Origin of the sequence: Aeromonas sp. 603757 (assembly GCF_049171255.1) — a bacterium.
Lineage (GTDB): Bacteria > Pseudomonadota > Gammaproteobacteria > Enterobacterales > Aeromonadaceae > Aeromonas > Aeromonas veronii_A.
In genome coordinates this window covers 297,742-318,343 of the sequence record NZ_JAAKOE010000002.1, presented here as the reverse complement: position 1 = coordinate 318,343, position 20,602 = coordinate 297,742, and the positions used below count along the sequence as shown (strand labels likewise).

The 20,602-nt window shown below is 59.3% G+C and carries 19 protein-coding genes and 3 tRNA genes; 2 read left to right on the top strand and 20 right to left on the bottom strand.

Going from position 1 to position 20,602, the window contains the following annotated elements; translation table 11 throughout:
• Positions 1-6: 6 nt before the first annotated feature.
• From G5332_RS03255 to G5332_RS03200, 12 genes are all read right to left on the bottom strand, one after another.
• A complete protein-coding gene (locus G5332_RS03255) occupies positions 7-420 on the bottom strand; it encodes an Arm DNA-binding domain-containing protein (RefSeq protein WP_421311106.1) in 414 nt (137 codons plus the stop codon).
• Between the two features lie 350 nt (positions 421-770).
• Positions 771-857: transfer RNA gene (locus G5332_RS03250), tRNA-Leu, on the bottom strand.
• A 41-nt stretch (positions 858-898) separates the two neighbouring features.
• Positions 899-972 (bottom strand) — tRNA-Cys (locus G5332_RS03245).
• A 35-nt stretch (positions 973-1,007) separates the two neighbouring features.
• A tRNA-Gly gene (locus tag G5332_RS03240) sits at positions 1,008-1,083 on the bottom strand.
• A gap of 181 nt (positions 1,084-1,264) precedes the next feature.
• Positions 1,265-1,819, bottom strand: coding sequence for a CDP-diacylglycerol--glycerol-3-phosphate 3-phosphatidyltransferase (gene pgsA, locus G5332_RS03235; protein ID WP_005337443.1), 555 nt, complete (start codon positions 1,817-1,819; stop codon positions 1,265-1,267).
• A gap of 199 nt (positions 1,820-2,018) precedes the next feature.
• Entirely contained in the window at positions 2,019-3,872 is a 1,854-nt protein-coding gene (uvrC, locus tag G5332_RS03230) for an excinuclease ABC subunit UvrC (RefSeq protein WP_421249560.1), read from the bottom strand.
• A gap of 127 nt (positions 3,873-3,999) precedes the next feature.
• Positions 4,000-4,644 (bottom strand): UvrY/SirA/GacA family response regulator transcription factor, encoded by a 645-nt coding sequence (gene uvrY / locus G5332_RS03225; RefSeq protein WP_005337448.1) that lies wholly within the window; start codon positions 4,642-4,644, stop codon positions 4,000-4,002.
• Between the two features lie 212 nt (positions 4,645-4,856).
• Positions 4,857-5,606 carry a 3-deoxy-manno-octulosonate cytidylyltransferase gene (kdsB, locus tag G5332_RS03220; protein WP_128815636.1) on the bottom strand — a complete coding sequence of 250 codons (750 nt, stop codon included), beginning with the start codon at positions 5,604-5,606 and terminating at the stop codon, positions 4,857-4,859.
• Entirely contained in the window at positions 5,603-5,791 is a 189-nt protein-coding gene (locus tag G5332_RS03215; protein WP_005347033.1) for a Trm112 family protein, read from the bottom strand. The genes kdsB and G5332_RS03215 overlap by 4 nt, the downstream gene beginning before the upstream one ends.
• Before the next feature lie 123 nt (positions 5,792-5,914).
• A complete protein-coding gene (lpxK, locus tag G5332_RS03210) occupies positions 5,915-6,910 on the bottom strand; it encodes a tetraacyldisaccharide 4'-kinase (protein WP_421249559.1) in 996 nt (331 codons plus the stop codon).
• Positions 6,910-8,673 (bottom strand): lipid A ABC transporter ATP-binding protein/permease MsbA, encoded by a 1,764-nt coding sequence (gene msbA, locus G5332_RS03205; RefSeq protein ID WP_157160501.1) that lies wholly within the window; start codon positions 8,671-8,673, stop codon positions 6,910-6,912. The genes lpxK and msbA overlap by 1 nt, the downstream gene beginning before the upstream one ends.
• Before the next feature lie 104 nt (positions 8,674-8,777).
• Positions 8,778-10,979, bottom strand: coding sequence for a DNA internalization-related competence protein ComEC/Rec2 (locus tag G5332_RS03200; protein ID WP_421249558.1), 2,202 nt, complete (start codon positions 10,977-10,979; stop codon positions 8,778-8,780).
• A 27-nt stretch (positions 10,980-11,006) separates the two neighbouring features.
• Between G5332_RS03200 and G5332_RS03195 the strand changes: the two genes are divergently transcribed.
• Both G5332_RS03195 and G5332_RS03190 read left to right on the top strand, forming a co-directional pair.
• Positions 11,007-11,525, top strand: coding sequence for a DUF2062 domain-containing protein (locus G5332_RS03195; RefSeq protein WP_005350890.1), 519 nt, complete (start codon positions 11,007-11,009; stop codon positions 11,523-11,525).
• Positions 11,519-12,022, top strand: coding sequence for a DUF2062 domain-containing protein (locus G5332_RS03190; protein ID WP_005359699.1), 504 nt, complete (start codon positions 11,519-11,521; stop codon positions 12,020-12,022). Before G5332_RS03195 ends, G5332_RS03190 begins: the two co-directional genes overlap by 7 nt.
• A gap of 116 nt (positions 12,023-12,138) precedes the next feature.
• Here G5332_RS03190 and G5332_RS03185 read toward each other — a convergent pair whose 3' ends face one another.
• The 8 genes from G5332_RS03185 to G5332_RS03150 form a co-directional block, all read right to left on the bottom strand.
• Positions 12,139-13,329, bottom strand: coding sequence for an amino acid aminotransferase (locus G5332_RS03185; protein WP_216978471.1), 1,191 nt, complete (start codon positions 13,327-13,329; stop codon positions 12,139-12,141).
• Between the two features lie 145 nt (positions 13,330-13,474).
• Positions 13,475-14,416 carry a hypothetical protein gene (locus G5332_RS03180; protein WP_227342417.1) on the bottom strand — a complete coding sequence of 314 codons (942 nt, stop codon included), beginning with the start codon at positions 14,414-14,416 and terminating at the stop codon, positions 13,475-13,477.
• A gap of 171 nt (positions 14,417-14,587) precedes the next feature.
• Complete coding sequence (gene hdfR / locus G5332_RS03175; protein ID WP_005337525.1) at positions 14,588-15,460, bottom strand: HTH-type transcriptional regulator HdfR; 873 nt, start codon at positions 15,458-15,460, stop codon at positions 14,588-14,590.
• On the bottom strand, positions 15,460-15,831 hold the full coding sequence (locus tag G5332_RS03170; RefSeq protein WP_005350885.1) for a DUF413 domain-containing protein: 372 nt from the start codon (positions 15,829-15,831) through the stop codon (positions 15,460-15,462). The genes hdfR and G5332_RS03170 overlap by 1 nt, the downstream gene beginning before the upstream one ends.
• A gap of 298 nt (positions 15,832-16,129) precedes the next feature.
• Positions 16,130-16,612 carry a serine protease inhibitor ecotin gene (eco, locus tag G5332_RS03165; RefSeq protein ID WP_005337529.1) on the bottom strand — a complete coding sequence of 161 codons (483 nt, stop codon included), beginning with the start codon at positions 16,610-16,612 and terminating at the stop codon, positions 16,130-16,132.
• Between the two features lie 218 nt (positions 16,613-16,830).
• Complete coding sequence (gene glpQ / locus G5332_RS03160; RefSeq protein ID WP_005337531.1) at positions 16,831-17,919, bottom strand: glycerophosphodiester phosphodiesterase; 1,089 nt, start codon at positions 17,917-17,919, stop codon at positions 16,831-16,833.
• Between the two features lie 106 nt (positions 17,920-18,025).
• On the bottom strand, positions 18,026-19,513 hold the full coding sequence (gene glpD, locus G5332_RS03155; RefSeq protein WP_005350869.1) for a glycerol-3-phosphate dehydrogenase: 1,488 nt from the start codon (positions 19,511-19,513) through the stop codon (positions 18,026-18,028).
• Between the two features lie 317 nt (positions 19,514-19,830).
• Positions 19,831-20,589: a DeoR/GlpR family transcriptional regulator gene (locus tag G5332_RS03150; RefSeq protein WP_005347045.1), complete on the bottom strand. Its 759-nt coding sequence runs from the start codon at positions 20,587-20,589 to the stop codon at positions 19,831-19,833.
• Positions 20,590-20,602: the final 13 nt, after the last annotated feature.

Genomic DNA, 20,602 nt, shown 5'->3' with positions numbered 1-20,602 from the left:
GCGTGGTTATATGTTGTGTTTGAACCGCTGAATGTCGCTGTTGATCGACCGTTTGCCGATGGTCTTGAGGTGCGGCAAAAAGGTCTGCCAGAAGAACTCCGAAAGGGTGGGCTCGGTTTTGTAGCTATCCCGCTCTGCTACCGGGTCAATGCCTTCTGCCAACATCGCCTTGTACTTGCGGGCAATGGTCCTGGCCTGGCTCACGTCGATATCGCCGAATCGTCCCAAAGCGATGCTGCGCTTCTTGCCCTGGAGGGTATAGCGCAGTAGGAAACGCTTACTGCCCTGGCTTTTTCCTGACAAGAGTTTTAAGCCGATGACCTCTGTATCGGAGAACTCCAGTTCAGTAGCGCCAGCCTCTCGTTGTTGTGCGGGCAAAGCCTTGATGGCTGCATTGGTAAAGCGAAATTTGGTCTGCATAGATACCTCCGATGATGGGTTAGATCATGGGATTAATATCTGTTTCAAAGGGGATTCAATGCGGGTTTGGGAGGGGTTAAGAGGAAGGGGTAACGGTGAGCGGCACTTGTCTCAGCACCAGAGACAGACCCCGGAAAGACCCAGAGCGCAGGCTAACCACGTGTCCTTGGCTATGTTGGGGCGAAGCGCAGGTTGTTCGCAACGAGTAGCAGGAAGTAGTAAGTCGCTTAGACAAGAAATGAACAAGAAAGGAAAAGTTGGAGAGAAATCTTGGAGAGAGTTAAAAACAAAAACGACGCAATAAAGCGTCGTATCTGTTTAATCTGAAAGGCTTTTTTCTTTAATCTTAATGGTGCCCGAGGCCGGAATCGAACCGGCACGACGCGAACGTCGAGGGATTTTAAATCCCTTGTGTCTACCGATTTCACCACTCGGGCACCGCAATCGGTGTCAAGCTCGCGTGGCGGGCTTGTCAATATGGAGGCACGTTCCGGAGTCGAACCGGACTAAACGGATTTGCAATCCGCTGCATAACCGCTTTGCTAACGCGCCATGCAAAAGAGAGTTGGCTCTCTATTGTCTGAATTTGGAGCGGGAAACGAGACTCGAACTCGCGACCCCGACCTTGGCAAGGTCGTGCTCTACCAACTGAGCTATTCCCGCATTGGTCTGGCTGACTGCCTGACTACGAGGACGCATTCTAGCGATGTTCCTCGCCCAGTCAACCAGAAATATTTAATTACCTGATCGTTCGGGCATTTTTTGCCCTTTTTGAACGGTTTTAGCGCCTTTGGCCGTTTCCTGCCTCAAATCAGCGGAAACCTCACCTTGCGGTGCGGGTGACTCACAGGTTGGCGTGGTGGGTCAAATCGCCCCAGGCGGCCTTCATGTACTGGAACATCGACCAGAAGGTGAGCACGGTGGCGACATAGAGCATCACATAGGCGAGCCACACCATCCAGACGTTGTATTGCCAGATAAGACCGGTGAGCGACACCATCTGGATCATGGTCTTCCACTTGCCAATCCAGCTGACCGCCACCGAGGAGCGTTTGCCTAGCTCGGCCATCCACTCACGCAGGGCGGAGATGATGATCTCGCGGCCAATCATGGTCATGGCGGGGATGGTCACCCAGATGGTGTTGTAGTGTTCGACGATAACCACCAGTGCGGCGGCGACCATGATCTTGTCGGCAACCGGGTCGAGGAAGGCGCCAAAGGCGGTGGACTGATTGAGCTTGCGAGCCAGATAGCCATCAAACCAGTCGGTGGCAGCGGCCAGAATAAAGACGATGGCGGCAGCCAGATAGGACCATTGATAAGGCAGATAGAACAGGATGACGAAGACGGGAATGAGCAAAATCCGGAAAAACGTCAACAGGTTAGGTATGTTTGTCATTATTTTCAGCCACTTCTTGTACGTCGCTACATAGTGCGCCAAAGCCGATTTGCGATGCAACCGCACTGGCGCCCGTCTTGGTCTTTTTAATCCATCAATCTTCTCAAAATGCGGGGGCCATTATGGCATTTACGGCCCCCCCGCGTCACGGCTCTTGTGCATCAAGGAGTTAGCGATTTTGCCATGCTGCTAACCCTGCTCAGGCGCTGTGCAAGCCATCGTGGATGGTCTGGGCCAGCTCCTGACTGATGCCGGGTACCTTGGCCAGTTCATCCACGCTCGCCTTTTTGACCTCCTGCAGGCCGCCCAGATATTTGAGCAGTGCCTGCCGCCGTTTCGGCCCCACCCCCGGAATATCCTCCAGACTACTGCTGGTGCGGGCCTTGGCCCGTCTGGCCCGGTGGCCGGTAATGGCAAAACGGTGGGATTCATCGCGAATATGCTGAATAAGGTGCAAAGCGGGCATATCTGCCGGCAAATGCAGCTCTTCGTGGCTCTCCCCCATGATGAGAGTTTCCAACCCCGCCTTGCGGGTGACCCCCTTGGCAATCCCCACCAGCAGCGGATATTTGCCGCCGAGAAACTCCAGCTGACGGGCCAGGATCTCTTCGGCGCGGCGCAACTGGCCGAGGCCACCGTCAATAAACAGCACATCAGGCACCTTGTCCGGCTCCTGCTGCTTGCCAAAGCGGCGCTCCAGCGCCTGCTCCATCGCCGCGTAGTCATCACCGCCAGTGATACCGTCGATATTAAAACGACGATATTCCGATGAGAGCGGCCCCTCCCGGTTGAACACCACGCAAGAGGCCACGGTGCGCTCCCCCATGGTGTGGGAGATATCGAAACACTCCATGCGGGCGATGGGGCGCTCCAGCTCCAGCAGCTCTTCCAGCTGATCATAGCGAGCGGTGATGGTGCTCTTGTGAGCCAGCCGCGAGCGCAGCGCCGTCTCGGCGTTGATGGAGGCGAGCTTGATAAAGCGGGCCCGTTCGGCGCGGGTACGGCTCACCACCCGCACCTTGTAGCCAGCTGTCTGGCTCAGGGTTTCGGCGATGACGCTTTCATCCTCAAGGGCCACATCAAGCAGCACCTCGCTCGGGATCTGCCGTCCCCCCTGCCCCGACAGATAGAACTGCAGCAGGAAGGATTGCACCACCTCATCGAGCGGGGTGTCAGCCGGCACTTTCGGGAAGTAGCTGCGCGAACCCAGCACCTTGCCCTGACGGATAAAGAGCACGTGGATGCAAGCAGCACCTTGCTGGAAGGCGACCCCCACCACATCCAGCTCGTCCAGCACGTTGCCGCTCACCGACTGCTGTTCGGTGACCCGGCGCAGCGCCAGGATCTGATCCCGATAGCGAGCTGCCTCTTCAAAGCGCAGATCGCCGCTGGCGGACTCCATCTTGCCCACCAGTTCGCCAATCACCTGCTGGTTCTTGCCCGCCAGAAACAGTTTGGCCAGCTCCACCTGCTGGGTATATTCGGCCTCGCTCACCAATCCAGCCACGCAAGGGCCGGCGCAACGCTTGAGCTGATAGAGCAGGCAGGGACGGGTGCGGTTGGCATAGACCGCATCCTCGCACTGACGCACCGGAAAAATCTTCTGCATCAGGTGCAAGCTCTCACGCACCGCGCTGCCAGAGGGGTACGGGCCGAAGTACTCCCCCTTCACCTTGCGAGCACCGCGATGGACGCCGATGCGCGGATGCTGGTGCGCGGTGATGATGATCCAGGGGTAGGATTTGTCGTCTCGCAGCAATACGTTGTAGCGGGGCTGGTACTGCTTGATGAGGTTGTGCTCGAGGATCAGCGCCTCGGTCTCGGTGTGGGTAACGGTGACCTGAATATCGGCGATCTGTCGCACCAGGGTGCGGGTCTTGATGCTGTCGACGTTGGTGCGAAAGTAGGAAGCGAGCCGCTTTTTCAAATCCTTGGCCTTGCCCACATAGATCACGGTGCCACCGCTGTCATACATGCGGTAGACGCCACTTTGATGGGTGACGGCGCTCAGAAACGCCTTGCTGTCGAAGAGATGTTCGGGAGAGAGGGTCATCAGCTACTCGGCTCACACAAAGGCAAAAATTGACGGGCAGAGCATACTGCCCCCGCCGCCTGAAAAGCAAAGGGGCAGAAAAGCAAAAAGGCGGCACGCGCCGCCTTTGTGACCACACGCCACCCGATTAGAGGGTATCGGCATCCAGCATGCCATAGCGAATGGCCAGATGGGTCAGTTCCACGTCACCGTTAATCCCCAGTTTGCTGAAGAGACGATAGCGGTAGCTGTTGACCGTCTTCGGGCTCAGGTTGAGCTGCTCGGAGATATCAGTCACCTTCTGCCCCTTGGTGATCATCATCATGATCTGCAGCTCGCGCTCGGAGAGGGACTTGAAGGGATTCTCGTCAGCGGAGGCAAACTGGCTGAGGGCCATCTGCTGGGCAATCTCCGGGGAGATGTAGCGCTGACCGGAGTGCACCAGCCGGATCGCCTGGATCATCTCGTCAGGAGCAGCCCCCTTGGTCAGGTAACCGGCGGCGCCTGCCTGCATCACCTTGGTGGGGAACGGATTTTCTGAATGAATGGTCAGCACTATGATGCGCACATCGGGGCGGATCCGCAGAATTTTGCGGGTCGCTTCCAGACCACCAATACCCGGCATGTTCATGTCCATCAGGATCACGTCCGGATGGTGTTGGCGACAGAAAGTGACTGCGGTCTCGCCGCTCTGTGCCTCGCCCACCACCTTGATCCCGCGCACATCTTCAAGAATGCGTCTTATCCCTGTACGCACCAGCTCATGATCATCGACCAGGAATACATTTATCACCCAAACACCCCGTTTTATCTCGTTTTAGCCGCCCGGTTAGGGTTAACAGGGCGTCTTGCATCATAACCAAACTCGTCGCTTTGGCAAACCATGCACGCCAAAAGTTTGAGAAAACCCATGTTTAGCGTTTAAAATCAAATAATTATATAAAATTTCAAAACAAAAAACGGTGCCTTGCGACACCGTTCTTCATGACGTTAGTGCTGTGGCCATCACTTGGCCAAAAAGGCGCGCACCTTCTCCAGATCGGCCTGGGTATCCACCCCGACAGGCGGCGCTTCAAGGGCCTGGGCGACGTGGATCTTCTCCCCGTACCAGAGCACCCGCAGCTGCTCCAGCGCCTCGACCTGCTCCAGCACGCTCGGTGCCCAGTCTACGTAACGCTGGATAAAGCCGGCGCGATAGGCATAGATACCGATATGACGCTGGTAGTGGTCACCAATCTGCTCATGGCTCTTGGCAAAGCGATCCCGATCCCAAGGAATGCTGGCGCGACTGAAGTAGAGGGCGTAGCCATCCTTGTCAGTCACCACTTTCACTGCGTTCGGGTTGAACGCCTCTTCCGCATCCTTGATCGGCACCGACAAGGTCGCCATCGGCGCCGTGGCAGCGGCCAGATTGTCCGCCACCTGACGAATGATGGCGGGCGGAATGAGCGGCTCATCCCCCTGCACATTGACGATGATGGTATCGGCGGCAAAGCCGTAGTGACGGCACACCTCGGCCAGACGCTCGGTGCCGGACTGGTGATCCGGTGAGGTCATGCACACCTCGACGCCGGTGCTCAACAATGCCTGCTGTACCCGGGCATCGTCAGTGGCGACGATCACCCGATCGGCACCCGATTGCAGGGCTTTCTCCACCACGTGCTGCACCATGGGCTTGCCATGGATATCCGCCAGCGGCTTGCCCGGCAGACGGGTTGACGCATAGCGGGCAGGAATAACGACAACGAAACTCATGACGGCAGCTCATCGCTATTGAGCGGACGGGCACGATTCTCCAGCAGCACCGGGATCCCCTCCTCCAGCGGATAGGCCAGCTTGTCGAAGCGGCAGACCAACTCATGAACTGCTTTGTTGTAATGCAGCTTACCCTTGCAGACCGGGCAGGCGATGATGTCGAGCAACTTGATGTCCAAAGCCAAAACGATACTCCTTCAACGATGTCGCGCTGGCGGCTTCATCACGCCAGCGATGGATGTCGAGCAACCAGATATTCCATACGGGACCGCTATTGGTCCACTTCTCCCTCGCTCAAGCAAGGGAGATTAATCTTGCGCCTTAGTCGCACCCTTTGCCTTCGCCCCCAGCTTGTGCAGCAGGGCATCGAGCAGGGAGGCTGGCAACTCGGCACTGACCGGCAGATACCACCAGTTATCGAGGGCAAACGGGCGGCACTTGACCGCATCCTTCTCGGTCATCAGCAGCGGCTTGCTGGCAAAGCGCCCCACCAGATCATCCCGATCGAAGGGGTGATGATCGCCGTAGGCGGCCTGCTGATCCAGCTGATAGCCGAGCCCTTCTAGGGTGGCAAAGAAGCGGGGTGGATGACCGATCCCCGCCAGCGCATCAACCGGCCCCGACAAGGGGGCGGCAAGCGGTGCATCGTCGCGCACCCGTCGCGGGGTGTCGGCGACCAGTTGCATGGGGTACTCCCCCTTGCCCGGCTCGCCGCCGTTGCAGATGATGGCGTCCACCCGTTTGAGCCGAGTGATCGGCTCGCGCAGCGGCCCCATCGGCAGCAAGCAGGCGTTGCCGAAACGGCGCGCTCCGTCCACCACCACCAGCTCGATGTCGCGGGCCAGCGCATAGTGCTGCAGACCATCGTCGGTGATGATGATATCCACCTCACCGCTCTGCTCCAGCAGTCGTACCGCGTCGGCCCGTTTCGGGGCAACCACCACGGGGCAGCCGCAGCGCCGGGCAATCAGCACCGGCTCATCTCCGGCCTGCGCCGTGGTGCTGGTCTCATCCAGCCGATAGGGGTAATGGGGCGCCTTGCCGCCATAACCACGGCTCACCACCCCGGGGCGATAGCCGCGGGCTTGCAACTGCTCCACCAGCCAGACCACCACTGGCGTCTTGCCGTTGCCCCCCACCGAAATATTGCCCACAACAATGACCGGCAAGGAGGAGCGATACCCCTTGCGCCAGCCATGACGATAGGCGTAGCGGCGGGTGCCGCTGATGATGGCGAACAGCAGGGCAAAAGGGGCCAGCAACCAGCGCCAGCCACTTTTGCGATACCAGAGCCGTTCCAGCATCAGGCCTTGCTTCCCGCGTTGCCAAACTGAATAGCGCGCAGCTGGGCATAGGTGCCGCGCTGCTCCATCAATGCTTCGTGGTTCCCGCGCTCGACGATATGGCCTTCGTCGATCACCAGGATCTCGTCCGCCTTCTCGATGGTGGAGAGACGGTGGGCGATCACCAGCGAGGTACGCGCTTTGCAAAGCTCGTCGATAGCCGCCTGAATGTGGCGCTCGGATTCGGTATCGAGGGCCGAGGTGGCCTCATCCAGCAGCAGAACCGGCGCATCGCGCAGCAGGGCGCGCGCAATGGCAACACGCTGACGCTGACCACCGGAGAGGGATGCACCGTTCTCGCCAACCACAGTGTCATACCCGTTGCTCATCTTGCTGACGAATTCGTCGGCATGAGCGATGCGGGCAGCCTGCACGATCTGGTCGCGGCTGTATTTGTCTTCCGCGGCGTAGGCGATGTTGTTGGCCACCGAGTCGTTGAACAGGTGGACATGCTGGGAGACCAGCGCGTACTGCTTGCGCAGCTCGCTCAACTTGTATTCGCGGATGTTGATGCCATCCAGCAGGATCTCGCCCTGATCGATGTCGTAGAAGCGGGTCAGCAGGCTGGCAATGGTACTCTTGCCAGAGCCGGAACGGCCCACCAGCGCCACCGACTTACCCGCCTCCACCTTGAAGCTGACGTTGTGCAGCGCCGGGGTGTCCTTGGTCGGGTAGGTGAAAGTGACGTTGCGAAACTCGATCTCGCCGCGAGCACGCTCCAGAGTACGGGTGCCGGTATCCTGCTCAGGCTCGCTGTCGAGCAGGCCAAACAGGCTGTGGCAGGCAGTGATGGCGCGCTGAAACTGGTTGTTGACGTCGGTCAGGCTTTTCAGCGGCTTGAGCAGCATCATCATGGAGGTGATCATGACGGTAAACGTACCGGCAGTCAGCTCGCTGCGCACACTGTCGATGGTAGCTACATAGAGGAAGGCAGCCAGCGCGATGGAGGCAACCATCTGCACCACAGGGCTGCCGATGGCATCGGCAGCGACCATCTTCATGGTTTGCTGGCGCATGTTGTTGCTGACCTGGAAGAAGCGTTTCTCTTCCACCTTCTGGCCACCAAACATCAACACCTCTTTGTGCCCTTTGAGCATCTGCTCGGTGGAGGTGGTGATATCCCCTACCGCCTGCTGGATGTGACGGCTGATCTGGCGGAAACGGCGGCTGATAAGGCCGATGATGACCCCCACCAGCGGGCCAACCACCAGGAAAATCACCGACAGCTGCCAGGAGTGCCAGAACATCAGGCCGAGCAGACCGACCACGGTCGCCCCTTCCCGCACCAGGGTCACCAGCGTGGTGCTCGCCGCCGAGGAGACCTGACTGGCGTCATAGGTCACCTTGGAGAGCAGATGACCGGTGTTCTGACGGTCGAAGAAGCTCATCGGCATCGCCACCATGTGATTGAACACCTGCTGTTGCAGACGCATCACGACGTGGTTGCCGACCCAGGCCATGCAGTAGTTGGAGAGAAAGTTGGCGACACCGCGCAGGGCCACGATGCCGAGGACGAAGAAGGGCATCCATTTCAAAACGGTGCTGTCGTTGCCATTGATGCCCTGATCGATCAGCGGCTTGATGGAGTAGACAAAGGTGGTATCCACGGCGGCGTAGCCCAGCATCCCGATGATGCCACCGACCAGGCCCAGCTTGCGATCACGGACATAACCGAGCAGGCGCTTGAATACTGGCCAGCTCTCTTGTGAGGTTTCTTGTTGCATGAATAGCCGTTAGTAATGGAAATGACGGGCTATTCTAGCCAAAGCGCAGGCTTACACCAAGCGCCGCCACCTATATCGCATTCCTACACGGCAGAAATGGCCGATTATTGCTCAAACCACACTCGCGGTCGCCACCACTCGCCACTGCGCCGGTACCAAGGCCCCAGATCTCGCTCGGCGGTGACGCTCAAGCCCTCTGCGGTGGGTTCGACCAGCATCGCCCCTTGCTGACCGGTGATCCACTGGCGGGCATCCCGATAGCGGGCTACTACATCGGGACGGGGAAAGCCCCACTGATTCATAAAACCGGCGCTGTGGATCACATCCTTTGCCGCCACCGCCGCGACAAACGAGGGTGTGGAGGAGGTGCGACTGCCATGATGGGGGCTCACCAGCAAGGTGCTGGCCAACCCCTCCCCCTCCAGCGCCACCAGTCGTTGTTCGGCCTGCCGTTCGATATCGGCGCTCAGCAATATGCTGCGCTCGCCATCGCTGATGCGTACCACGCAGCCATCGTTGTTACGCCCACCGCCTGGGTATTCGGGCCAGAGCACCACAAACGAGAGCCCCTGCCAGCGCCACTGTTGCCCACGCTGGCACAGGGTGGTTCCCTCACTGAAGGGGTAAGAGGAGAACTCGTGACGCACCGGCATGGCGCTGAGCAGTCGCTTGCGATTGCCGGCATGGTCCCGATCCTTGTGGCTGATGATGAGGCGATCGATGACCCGGATCCCCAGATGGCTTAGCTGGGGCAGGATCACCGCGTCCGCCATGTTGTAGCCTCCGGGATAACGATCGCCGGTGTCATAGAGGATGGCACGCTCCCCCTTGCTGATCAGCACCGCCAGCCCCTGTCCCACATCCAGCACCCGCAGTTGCCAGCGGGCGGGAGCTGGCCAGCACGCCAACACCAGCGCAAGGGTGCCCGGTAACCAGAGCCAGCGTGCCGGGCGCCACTTTGCGGCGAACCAGAGCAGCAACAGCAGGGTGCAGAGCGGCAGCCACCAGCTGGGTAGTGGCCACCACAGTTGCAGTTGATCGGCCAGCCAATTCAGGATCGTCAGCACCCACCCGAGCCCCAGATCCGCCAGCCAGAACAGGACATAGGCAAGCGAGGTGGAGAGCGGCGCCAGCAGCACACTGATCAGGGCCAGCGGGATGATGGCGATACAAAAGAGCGGTACCGCCAACAGGTTGATCACCATGGCAAGAGGCGCTATCCCCTCGAACAATGCCAGTTGCAGCGGCAGCAGACCAAGCAGCAGCCAGAGCTGGATCTGCCAGAGCCCCGGCTTGTCGTGTACATATCCCACCAGCAGCAAGATGGCCACCGCCAGAAACGAGAGCCAGAAGCCGGCCGAATAGAGGGCGAAGGGATCCCAGAGGGTCAATACCACAAAGGCCCACAGCCAGATGCGCCAGGCCGGCCACTCTCGCCGGCTCCAGCGCAATACACTCCACACCAGCACCATGATCAGGGCCCGCTCGGTGGCCACCGCAAACCCGGCCAACGCGCTGTAGACGGCGGCAAACAGCAGGGAGGTGATGATGGCGCCACGCAGGCCAAACAGCCTGCCCAACCACCACCCGAGCACCGCCACCAGCGCAATGTGTTGCCCTGAAATGGCGATGATATGGGTCAGACCACTGCCGCGAAACAGCTCCCACTGGGCATCCGTGATGCCGCTCTGCTCGCCAAAAGCGAGCGCCGCCAGCAAGGGGGCATAGTCAAGTGGACGCCAACTCTCGGTCGCTGCCCCCAACCAACGTTCACGCCAACCCGCAGGTGCCTGTTGAATATCTATCACCCGACGCAGATTGCCAGTGGCGGTGATCCCCTTGCCCAGCAGCAGACGCCGCCCATCCAGCCCCGCCTCGTTGGCCAGACCGTGAGCCGGTTTCAACGAGGTCACCAGGGTGATCCGGCTGCCTACCGTCATGGCGGGCAATGCCTGATAGGCATTGACCCGGATCAGGGGCTCAGGTGTCACCGGTTGTTCGTCGAGGATGCTCACCCGCAGCAGCAGCCGGACAAATTTATCCCCCTCGGGCTCTGCACTTTGCAGCTCTGCGGTTATCATGTGGCTCGTCTGATCGCCCAGCCGCTCCAGCCAGGCCAGCCGATAGGCAAGATTGGCCTGCATCCAGAGGATGCCGAGCAGGAGAAACAGCCACCGCCAGGCACGGCAATATGCAAGGGGGATCAGCAGGGACAGCAACAGGCCCCCCCATGCGAGTGAAGGTAACCATGGCCAGAGCAGTGAGGAGCTTGCCCCCAGGGCAAACGACAACAGACGCAGATCCATGGAGCAAGTATTTAGCAAGGTTTCAATATGCCCAAACGACTCATTAAACGCTGGATGCCCGATCAGCAAACCCTGAAAGAACACAAGCACCTGCGGCTGTTCGGCAAACTGCTGCTCGATGCCAACCTCTGGCACCTCAACCGTCGCTCTGCAGCCGGGGCATTTGCGGTGGGCCTCTTCATGGCCTGGGTGCCGCTCCCCTGCCAGATGCTGCTGGCCGCCGGTGGCGCCATCCTGTGCCGGGTCAATCTGCCGCTCTCGGTGGCGCTGGTCTGGCTCTCCAACCCCTTTACCATGCCGCCCCTGCTCTATGGTGCCTATCTGGTAGGTTGCCAGCTGCTGGGACATTCGGCGCAGCAGATAGAGATTGAATTCACCTGGGAGTGGCTGGTCTCGGTACTGGGCACAGTGGCACCGCCGCTGTTGCTGGGCTCGCTCATCCTGGCCCTGCTCAGTTCTCTTATCGGTTACACCCTGATCCGCACCTTCTGGCGGATCAGCACGGTGCGCCAGTGGCAAAAACGCAAGATGGCCCGCCCATGCTGAGTCGCTGGTTTGCCCGCTTCAAGCTAGATCCCGATACCCTGCGCCAACAGAAGTGGTTTGCCCTGTTTGGTGAGCGACTGCTTGCCCCAGCCCTCTGGCAAGGGGGCACTCGCGCCCTGAGTGGCGCGGTGGCGGCCGGGATCTTCGCCTGCTGGTTCCCAATCCCGATGCACTCGCTCATCGCAGTCGGTCTGGCGCTGGCATTCAGCCTCAACCTGCCACTGGCGCTGCTGGCGGTCTGGTTCAACAATCCGCTGACCCTGCCGTTCATGTATCTCTACGCCTATCGCACCGGTTGTCTGGTACTGCACCAGACGCCGGAGCCTTTCCACCTCAGCTGGACCCTCCACTGGCTGGAGCAGGAGGCTGCCACCCTGGTGCCCCCCTTCCTGCTCGGCAGCCTGCTGCTGGCGGTACTCACCGCCCTGAGTGGCGGCGCCCTGACCGCGCTGCTGCTGCAACTGCGCAAACTGTGGCAAGGTGCCCGCCACCAGTGAGCTCCCCTTCCCATCGTTTGACGATCAGCCGTTGGCGATCAAAAAAGCCCGTCACCAAGGTGACGGGCTTTTTCATGGCATAGTGCCGCATAGTGCCAGAGCACAAGGCAATGCGATTACAGCACCTTGGCAATGGCCTCGCACAGGGGATCTATATTGGCGCGGGTAATACCGGCTACGCTGATCCGGCCTGAGCCGACGATGTAGATGGCAAATTCGCTCTTGAGGCGCTCCACCTGATCCTTGGTGAGACCGGAGAAGGAGAACATGCCGTTCTGCTCGCGGATAAAGCTGAAATCCTGGCTCACACCGAGGGCAGCCAGCTTCTCGACCAGCAGCTCACGCATCTCGCGAATCCGCACCCGCATGGCGGCCACTTCTTCGACCCACTCGGCATAGAGAGCCGGATCGCTCACCACGGCGGTGACCACAGCGGCGCCATGTGACGGCGGGTTGGAGTAGTTGGCACGGATCACTGTCTTGACCTGGGTGAAGGCCACATCGGCGATCTCCTTGGTCGCGCTGACCAGCGTGAAGGCACCGACCCGCTCGTTGTAGAGGCCGAAGTTCTTGGAGAAAGAGCTCGCCACCAGCAGCTCGTCATGGCATTCGGCGAAGATACGCAGGCCTTCGGCATCCTCTTCGATACCACGGGCAAAACCCTGATAGGCGAAGTCAAACAGCGGCAACCAGCCGGCGGCAGCACTTTGTTTGGCCAGCGCGCGCCACTGTTCTGCAGTGGGATCGATACCGGTCGGGTTGTGGCAGCAACCGTGCAGCAGCACCAGCTCACCCGGCTGCACTTCGGCCAGCGAAGCCTGCATGGCGGCAAAGTCGAGCCCCTTGGTGGCGGCGTCGTAGTACTTGTACCACTTGACGGTCAGGCCCGCGGCCTGGAATACGCTGACGTGGTTGGCCCAAGTGGGATCGGAGATCCAGATGGTCTTGGCCAGACCGTTGCGCACCACAAATTCGGCCGCGATACGCAGGGCACCGGTACCGCCCGGCGCTTGGGCGGTCTTGGCACGACCGCTGGCAACCAGCGCAGAATGCTGCCCGAACAGCAGTTGCTGCACGATACGGCCATATTCGATATTGCCTTCAATACCGAGGTAGTTCTTGGTCTTCTCGTCGGTCAGCAGCTTCTGCTCGGCTTTCTTGACGCAGTGAAGAATGGGGGTGGCACCGGACTCGTCCTTGTAGATCCCTACGCCCAGATTGATCTTGTGGCTGCGAGAGTCAGCACGGAAGGCTTCGGTCAGGCCCAGGATCGGATCCGCTGGGGCGGCAACAACCTTTTCAAACATGGTATTCCCTGTATTCCGTTGAGTTCGTTGGGTGGCAAAGCGGCTTGATAAACAAAAGCGCTCATCTGGCGAGCGCTTCGTCAACTCTTTATATCACCGCGTTCAATGGGGGAAAACCGCTTTTTGGCTCGCTTTCGGGCCAATTTCAACCAACGGCATGCCACGCTGGTGCCAGCGCGCACACCTCGGCCGACAAGCCACCATTGGACTCAACCAAACCGCTACAAACTGCTAACAATGGCTTGGGAATCCGGCTCGGCTCCCAGTGCCGAGCCTCAGTCAAAGGCTGGGCATATGCGCTGAGGATGGGGGCCAGATCACGAGGCAGCCACCAGCTGGCCGGACGACCCAAGCGCTGGGCCAGCGCCTGCAGCCGATCCACCCCGGCAGGGTCGAGGGCGGTGAGATGACTCCACAGCACATTGGGGGGCAAGGCGGCCACCACCTGCTGCAAGGCAAGAGGAGCCGATGGGGGGGCCCACACCAGCAAGGTGCCGGGTTCAAGAGGCAGCTCGGCAAAGGCGCCGACGCTGTCTGTGGTGATCACCCGCTCGATACTCCCCTCCCCCCACAGGATCTTGCCAAGACCCGCCAGGGTGCGCTCGGGCAAGGCCACCTCCCCCAGCGCCTGCAACCAGGGGGCTGCGTCGATCAGGGTACCGCCGCTGAAAAAGAGGCTGAACGGCTGGGCTGCGCGCAAGCGCAACAGCTGATCGGCACAGAGCCGGATCCCCTTGTCCTCGAAATCGATCTGCTCGTTGGGGGTGAAGTTCACCTCGCTCTTGCGATAGAGCGCCGCCAACACCCGCTCGTTGACCTGCTCCCCCAATTGCCAGCCCTGAGCATGTAACCACTCCTCGGGCTCGGGGGGAGCGGTGGCGATCTCGGCCAGCATCAGCTCGCGGGTGAGATAGCGCCGTCCGGCCGGGGTGAGCTCATAGCTGTGGCTGCCATGGGCGAGCAGCAGCTGATTATCCTTGAGCAGGCCCACCAGCGGTTGCCACTGGCGGCCACGGATCACCACAGGTGAGTGGCTCAGCAACTGCTGCGCCAGCGCCCGCCATTCGGGGTGACTAAAGTCGATCAATTACAATCCATCCCTGTCAGTGCTCAATCGGATAAACAGCCTGAAAAGGTACCGTTACAGGCCGATGACGCCAAGCCTCCCACGCCAATTACGTGACCTCGCTCCCTGCAATTTTCCCCAAACAGAAGAGCCCACCGTGGGGTGGGCTCTTCCTTGGATAACACTCGACGCTTATTCGACGTTGAGGCGCAACTCGGCATCGTGCCAACCCAGTGGCAGGGTCAGCAACTGATCGATCAGCTCCCGGCGATCGGATTTCTCCAGATAGGCGAGATAGAGCGGACGGCTCAGCGGCTGGCCCCCCTCCACCAGATGGAGCGCCCCCTTCTCGAGGAAGGGGCTGACCATCCGCCGTGGCAGGTAGGCAGCACCACCGTTGGCCAGCACGAACTGCAACGCCATGCTGGCGGAGCTGGAGTGCAGCACCGGGGTCTTTTGCAGGCTCTGCAACCGGCTGGGTTGCGGCTCGAAGCTGGTGCCCCAGTCGAGGTGGATGTGCGGCATCTGCATCAGGTTGTCGGCATTGGCGGCCGGATCCCGGCTCACCAGCTCGAACACCAGCTCACCGATGGGATGCAGGGCAATCTCGTCGATCTTGGTGGGCTCGGAGAGCAGGGCCAGATCGAGGGAGCGCTCCAGCAACTGGCGGCAGAGGTGCTCGCGGGAGGCTGTTTCCAGCCGCACCGCCAAACCGGGCGCCAGCGCATAGATGTGATTGAGCCAGTCGTTGAAATCGAGCTCCCAGAACACAGCGGGCGCGCCGATGGCCAACTGCTGGCTGAATCCCGGCGAGAGTGCCACATCCTGCTTGGCACGACCAAGGGTGTGCAAGATGGCGTCTGCGTAGGGCAGCAGACGCTCACCGGAGGCGGTCAGACGGATATTGTTGCGATGACGGGCAAACAGACTGACACCCAGTTGCTGCTCTAGCTGGCGGATCCGGAAACTCACCGCCGACTGGGTCAGGTAGAGATTTTCAGCAGCCCGGCCAAAGTGCCGAGTCTTGCTCACCTCGATAAAGGTCCGAAGCAGCTCGGTATCCATTAATCGATGGACTCGTCACTGCCACCGCCGCTGCCACCACCGACATCAAAGCTGCCGCCACCGCTGCTCTCTTCGCTGGCGCCGCCAACGACAGTGCAGAGGCGATGAACGCGCTTGGGACCGATCACCTTGAGGTATTTGAACCACACCTTGGCATGGGGGTTGGCACCGGCTTCGCCGGATTTGACCTGCTCGACGAAGGCGGACTCGACATCGTCACGGGGTGCAAGGTTGCCCTGGTAGAGTGCCAGCATGGCGGTACCATACTTTTCCAGACTGTCCGCTTCGGCCACAGTGAATTCGCCACTGCGACGCAGGCCACGGGGAAAATGTTTGAAGTCGTTGAAACGCTTGTCTGATTCGAAGCTCATAGTGCTCTTTTTTCTGGTTAGTTTGACCTTTGCGGGCAAGTATCATCAGGCCATCGCCGAGTGCAAAATCAATTTTCTCACTATGTTAATAAATATCTTTTATCGATGTCACTTTGCCCCATCGCTGACGCCGATTTTGTGGCATAACACACAAAAAACGTTGATAAATAATAAACTTATGTAAACGTGCAGCCAATTTACACGTCACTTTCTGGACTGTGCAGGCAAAAATAAAGCGCCATACGGCGCTTTATTTATCACATCAGGTGAACCAGCTGAACCTTTGGTTCAAACATGCTTACTCAATCATGGCCGGTTGGGCCAGGTTGTCGGCACGCCACAGACGGTAGCGCACTTCATACTCCTGCGGCACGTAGATCACGAACGGCAGTTTTGAGTTGTAGTTCACGAAGAAGCCCTGACCGTAGATCTGGACGAAGGTCTCTTTTTGCTGGTTATCCGGGCACATCATCAGGGTGCTGATGGGGTCGGAGACTTTGCCCAGTTTCAGATAGTTGTAGCCCCAGCCTTTAACGCTGTGCTGTTCCAGGTTGCCTGCAAAACGCGGTACGTTGCAATCAACCATCATCTTTTTGCCGACCTGCAGCTCGACCATCATATCGGCTTCTTTCTCGACTTCAGGCAGGCGGATCACCACACGTTCCTGATTCACGTCAGCGGCTGGGAACATGCTGATATCAAATTTTTTCGGCTCGGCGGCGAAGGCATGGCCACCCAGCAACAAGGCGCCCAGCAGGCTAAAACGCAATACGGTTTTCATCTGTACCTCATGGGGTTGGTTCAACGCCGCTAGACTAACCGCTCTGCCGATTTCATGCCAGCGATCTGCTACGTAAAAACTGCGTAAAATGATGCAGATCCGGCACACCATGACGTGATCTGGCTATTTTCTGACAGGGCGCACACTCCCGTTGCGGGAACCTGAAACAAAAAGCGAGGCCAATTAGCCTCGCTTTGCATTCAAATGGCGCCAGAGTGCTATTTGGCCGCCTCTTGATGGGCCTTGATGACGGCCACCGCCTTGTCGGGGAAGTCGCTGAACACCCCATCCACATCGGCCTGATAGAGGAAGATGTTAAGGAGATCGGTGAAGTCCTTGGCATAGGCCGGGATCTGCCCCTCATCCTGACGGAAGGTATAGGGGTGAACTTTCAGGCCCGCCGCGTGGGCTTCTTTTACCATGCCGGTGAAGACCGGCTTGCCCAAAGTGCCCGGCTCGGTGACGATCATCGGTTTCCACGGGCCAATCCCTTCGGCATAGCTGGCGATGGTTTTCATCGCTCCCGGCTTGAACATCCAGTCATAGTTGTAGGGGGTCGCCTTGCCCTTGGCGTCGTAGACCATGGTCTCGTTCCAGTCGGTCTCGGCCATCAGCTGCACCAGTTTCAGATCCATACCCATGGCGGGCATCAGCTCGCTGTTGATGCGCTTGAGCTCATCGGCATCGAAGCACTGCAGATAGACCTTGTCATCCTTCCCGGTGTAGCCGTACTCCTTGAGCACCTTCAGCACTGCTTTGGAGATATCCTTACCTTCGTGACGGAACAGCCAGGGCGCTTTGATCTCCGGATAGATCCCGATGTTCTTGCCGGTGCTCTTGTTGAGCCCCTGGATCATCTCGATCTCCTCCTGGAAGGTATGGATCTTGAAGTCTGACTTCCAGAGCGGGAAGCGGGCCGGATAGACCGGCACCTGCTTGCCATCCACCAGCTGGAACGGCTCGGTCATGCGCAGGGAACGCACCTCGTCCAGGGTGAAATCCACCACATAATAACGACCGTCCGGACGGGCACGGCCGGGGAAGCGCGCCGCCACATCGGTGATGCCATCAAGGAAGTGATCGTGCATCACCACCAGCTGGTCATCCTTGGTCATTACCAGATCCTGCTCCAGATAGTCGGCCCCCATACCATAAGCCAGCGCCTTGGACTCCAGGGTATGCTCGGGCAGGTAGCCGGAAGCGCCACGGTGGGCGATCACCACCTTGCCTTCATCGGCAGCCAACACGGGTAATGAGAGGGATGCCCCAAGGCTCAAGGCGATGAGGGAAACGGCGAGTTTTTTCATATGTGATGCTCTTTATTATTGTGTGTAGGTAATTGTTCTATCAGAGGTTTGTTGCACATTTACGGTGGAAAGCGGTGGGCAGCAGCGCACTGCCCACCGTCACTCATCAGCTCGCCTTGCGCAGAGCCTGATGGTATTGGTCGAGCCAGATCTGCAGCATCTGCTGCTCTGACTCGTTCAGGCGCAGCCCCAGCTTGCTGCGGCGCCAGAGGATATCGTCCAGTGAACAGGCCCACTCCCGCTCGATGAGATAGCGCACTTCAGACTCGTACAGGCCGCCACCGAAGTGAATGCCGCGATCCTCTTTCAGCCAGAGACGGGCATGGGCACCATAGGCCTCGGCAATGCGCAGGGCGCTGCGATCATCGAGCCAGTCAAACTCCAGCGCAAAGGCGCGGGCCAGCTCGCGTACCGAGCAGTCAAACTCGCCGCCGGGCAGACGGCTGGTCGCAGTCCAGTCATCCCCCATCTGGCTGAACCAGGGCTTGAGCTTGTTGCAGGCGGCCTGCGCCAGCTTGCGATAGGTGGTGAGCTTGCCGCCAAACACCGACAAGAGCGGCGCACCGTCAGACTCACCAGAAAGTTCGAGGGTGTAGTCGCGGGTCACCGCCTGCGGTGAATCTGACTCGTCGTCACAGAGCGGGCGCACCCCGGCGTAAGTCCAGATCACATCTTTCGGGGCAATTTGGCGAGTGAAGTGGGCGTTGACCACCTTGCACAGGTAGGTAATTTCGGCCTCGCTGATCTTCGCTTCCCGCGGGCTGCCGTGGTGCTCCACATCGGTGGTGCCGATAAGGGAGTAGTCCTGCTGATAAGGGATGACGAAGACAATGCGGTTGTCTTCGTTTTGCAGGATATAGGCCTCTTCGCGCTCGTGGATGCGCGGCACTATCATGTGGCTGCCTTTAATAAGGCGAATGCCGCGGGGAGATTTCTCGTGCAGGCTCTCGTCGTAGAAGGTCTTGACCCAGGGGCCCGCCGCATTGACCAGACCACGACAGGTGACGGTGAACTGCTCGCCCCCTTCCCGCTCCAAAGTAAGCGTCCAGTGTTTGGAACCGCGCACCGCCTTGATGCAACGGGTGCGGGTCTGCACGTCGGCCCCCTTGTCACGGGCCATCATGGCATTGAGCACCACCAGCCGGGCATCGTCGACCCAGGCATCCGAGTATTCAAACCCCTTATTGATCCCTGCGGTCAAGCCATCTTGCGGCAGGAAGCGCACACCACAGCTCCCTTTGAGCTTGTCGCGCTTGGCAAGATTGTCATAGAGGAACAGACCGGCGCGGATCATCCAGGCCGGACGCAGGTGCGGGCGGTGCGGCAGGCGAAAACGCATGGGACGAGCGATGTGAGGCGCCATACCGAGCAGCACCTCCCGCTCCGCCAATGCCTCTTTCACCAGCCGGAATTCGTAATGCTCGAGATAGCGCAAACCGCCGTGGATCAGCTTGCTGGAGTTGGACGAGGTGGCAGAGGCGAGATCTTGCGCCTCAAACAGGGCAACCTTCAGACCCCGTCCTGCCGCATCGGCTGCGATGCCGACCCCGTTGATGCCGCCACCGACGACGACCAGATCATAATGTTCGCTCATGTTCACCTACTTTCATTTTTATGATTGCCATAACGGCAATGTTTGATTTCGCTCATTTTAGAACATGAAAATACAACAAACGAACATTTTATGATGAAAGTGTGATCGCCACAGCCCGCCAGAGGTGGCAAAGGGGACAGGTCAGCGGAGCAAATGGCGTCGGGCCAACATCGGCGGGTTAATAGCCAAAAAAACCAGATTGAATAGTGGTTTTGGCAATACCTATAAAGGGGTGAGATGAGTGCTGGAATGGGAGACAAAAAAAGAAAGGAGGCCGCCCTGACGGGCGACCGGCACAGCCTTGGCGTGTTTCGCCGTCAGCAGATGTGGCAGGCGATCTGGTGTTGCGCCATCAATCGCGTCAGCTTTTCCGGTGGCTCCTGATCGGTAAAGAGGGCGTGGATCTGGCTGAGATTGCCCAGATTGACCATGGCATTGCGACCGAACTTGGTGTGGTCGGCGGCCAGGAACACCTGACGGGAGTGAGCGATGATGGCCTGGGCAATCTTCACCTCGTGATAGTCGAAATCGAGCAGGGAGCCGTCGTTGTCGATCCCCGAAATCCCGATGACGCCATAGTCCATGCGAAACTGACCGATAAAGTCGCGGGTCGCCTCCCCCACGATGCCGCCATCGCGGTTGCGGATCTCGCCGCCGGCAATGATGACGGTGAAGTCATCCTTGGCCGTCAAAATGCTGGCCACGTTGAGGTTGTTGGTGACGATGCGCAGCTCACGGTGATCGAGCAGGGCGCGGGCAATAGCTTCGGTGGTGGTGCCTATGTCGATAAAGAGCGATGAGCCGTCGGGAATATTGGCCGCGACCTCACGGGCGATGCGCTCTTTCTCCTTGAGTTGCATCACTTTACGGGCGCTGTAGGCGGTATTGACGGTACTCGAATGCAGGGAGGCACCGCCGTGATGGCGCCGGATCTTGTTCTGTTCGGCGAGATCGTTCAGATCCCGGCGAATGGTCTGGGGGCTGACGTCAAAGTGGGTCACCAGATCGTCGGTCGAGACAAATCCCTGCCGCGTCAGGACGTCCAGGATCTCCAGATGTCGTTGGGTTTGCTTCACGCTTGCACTCCGA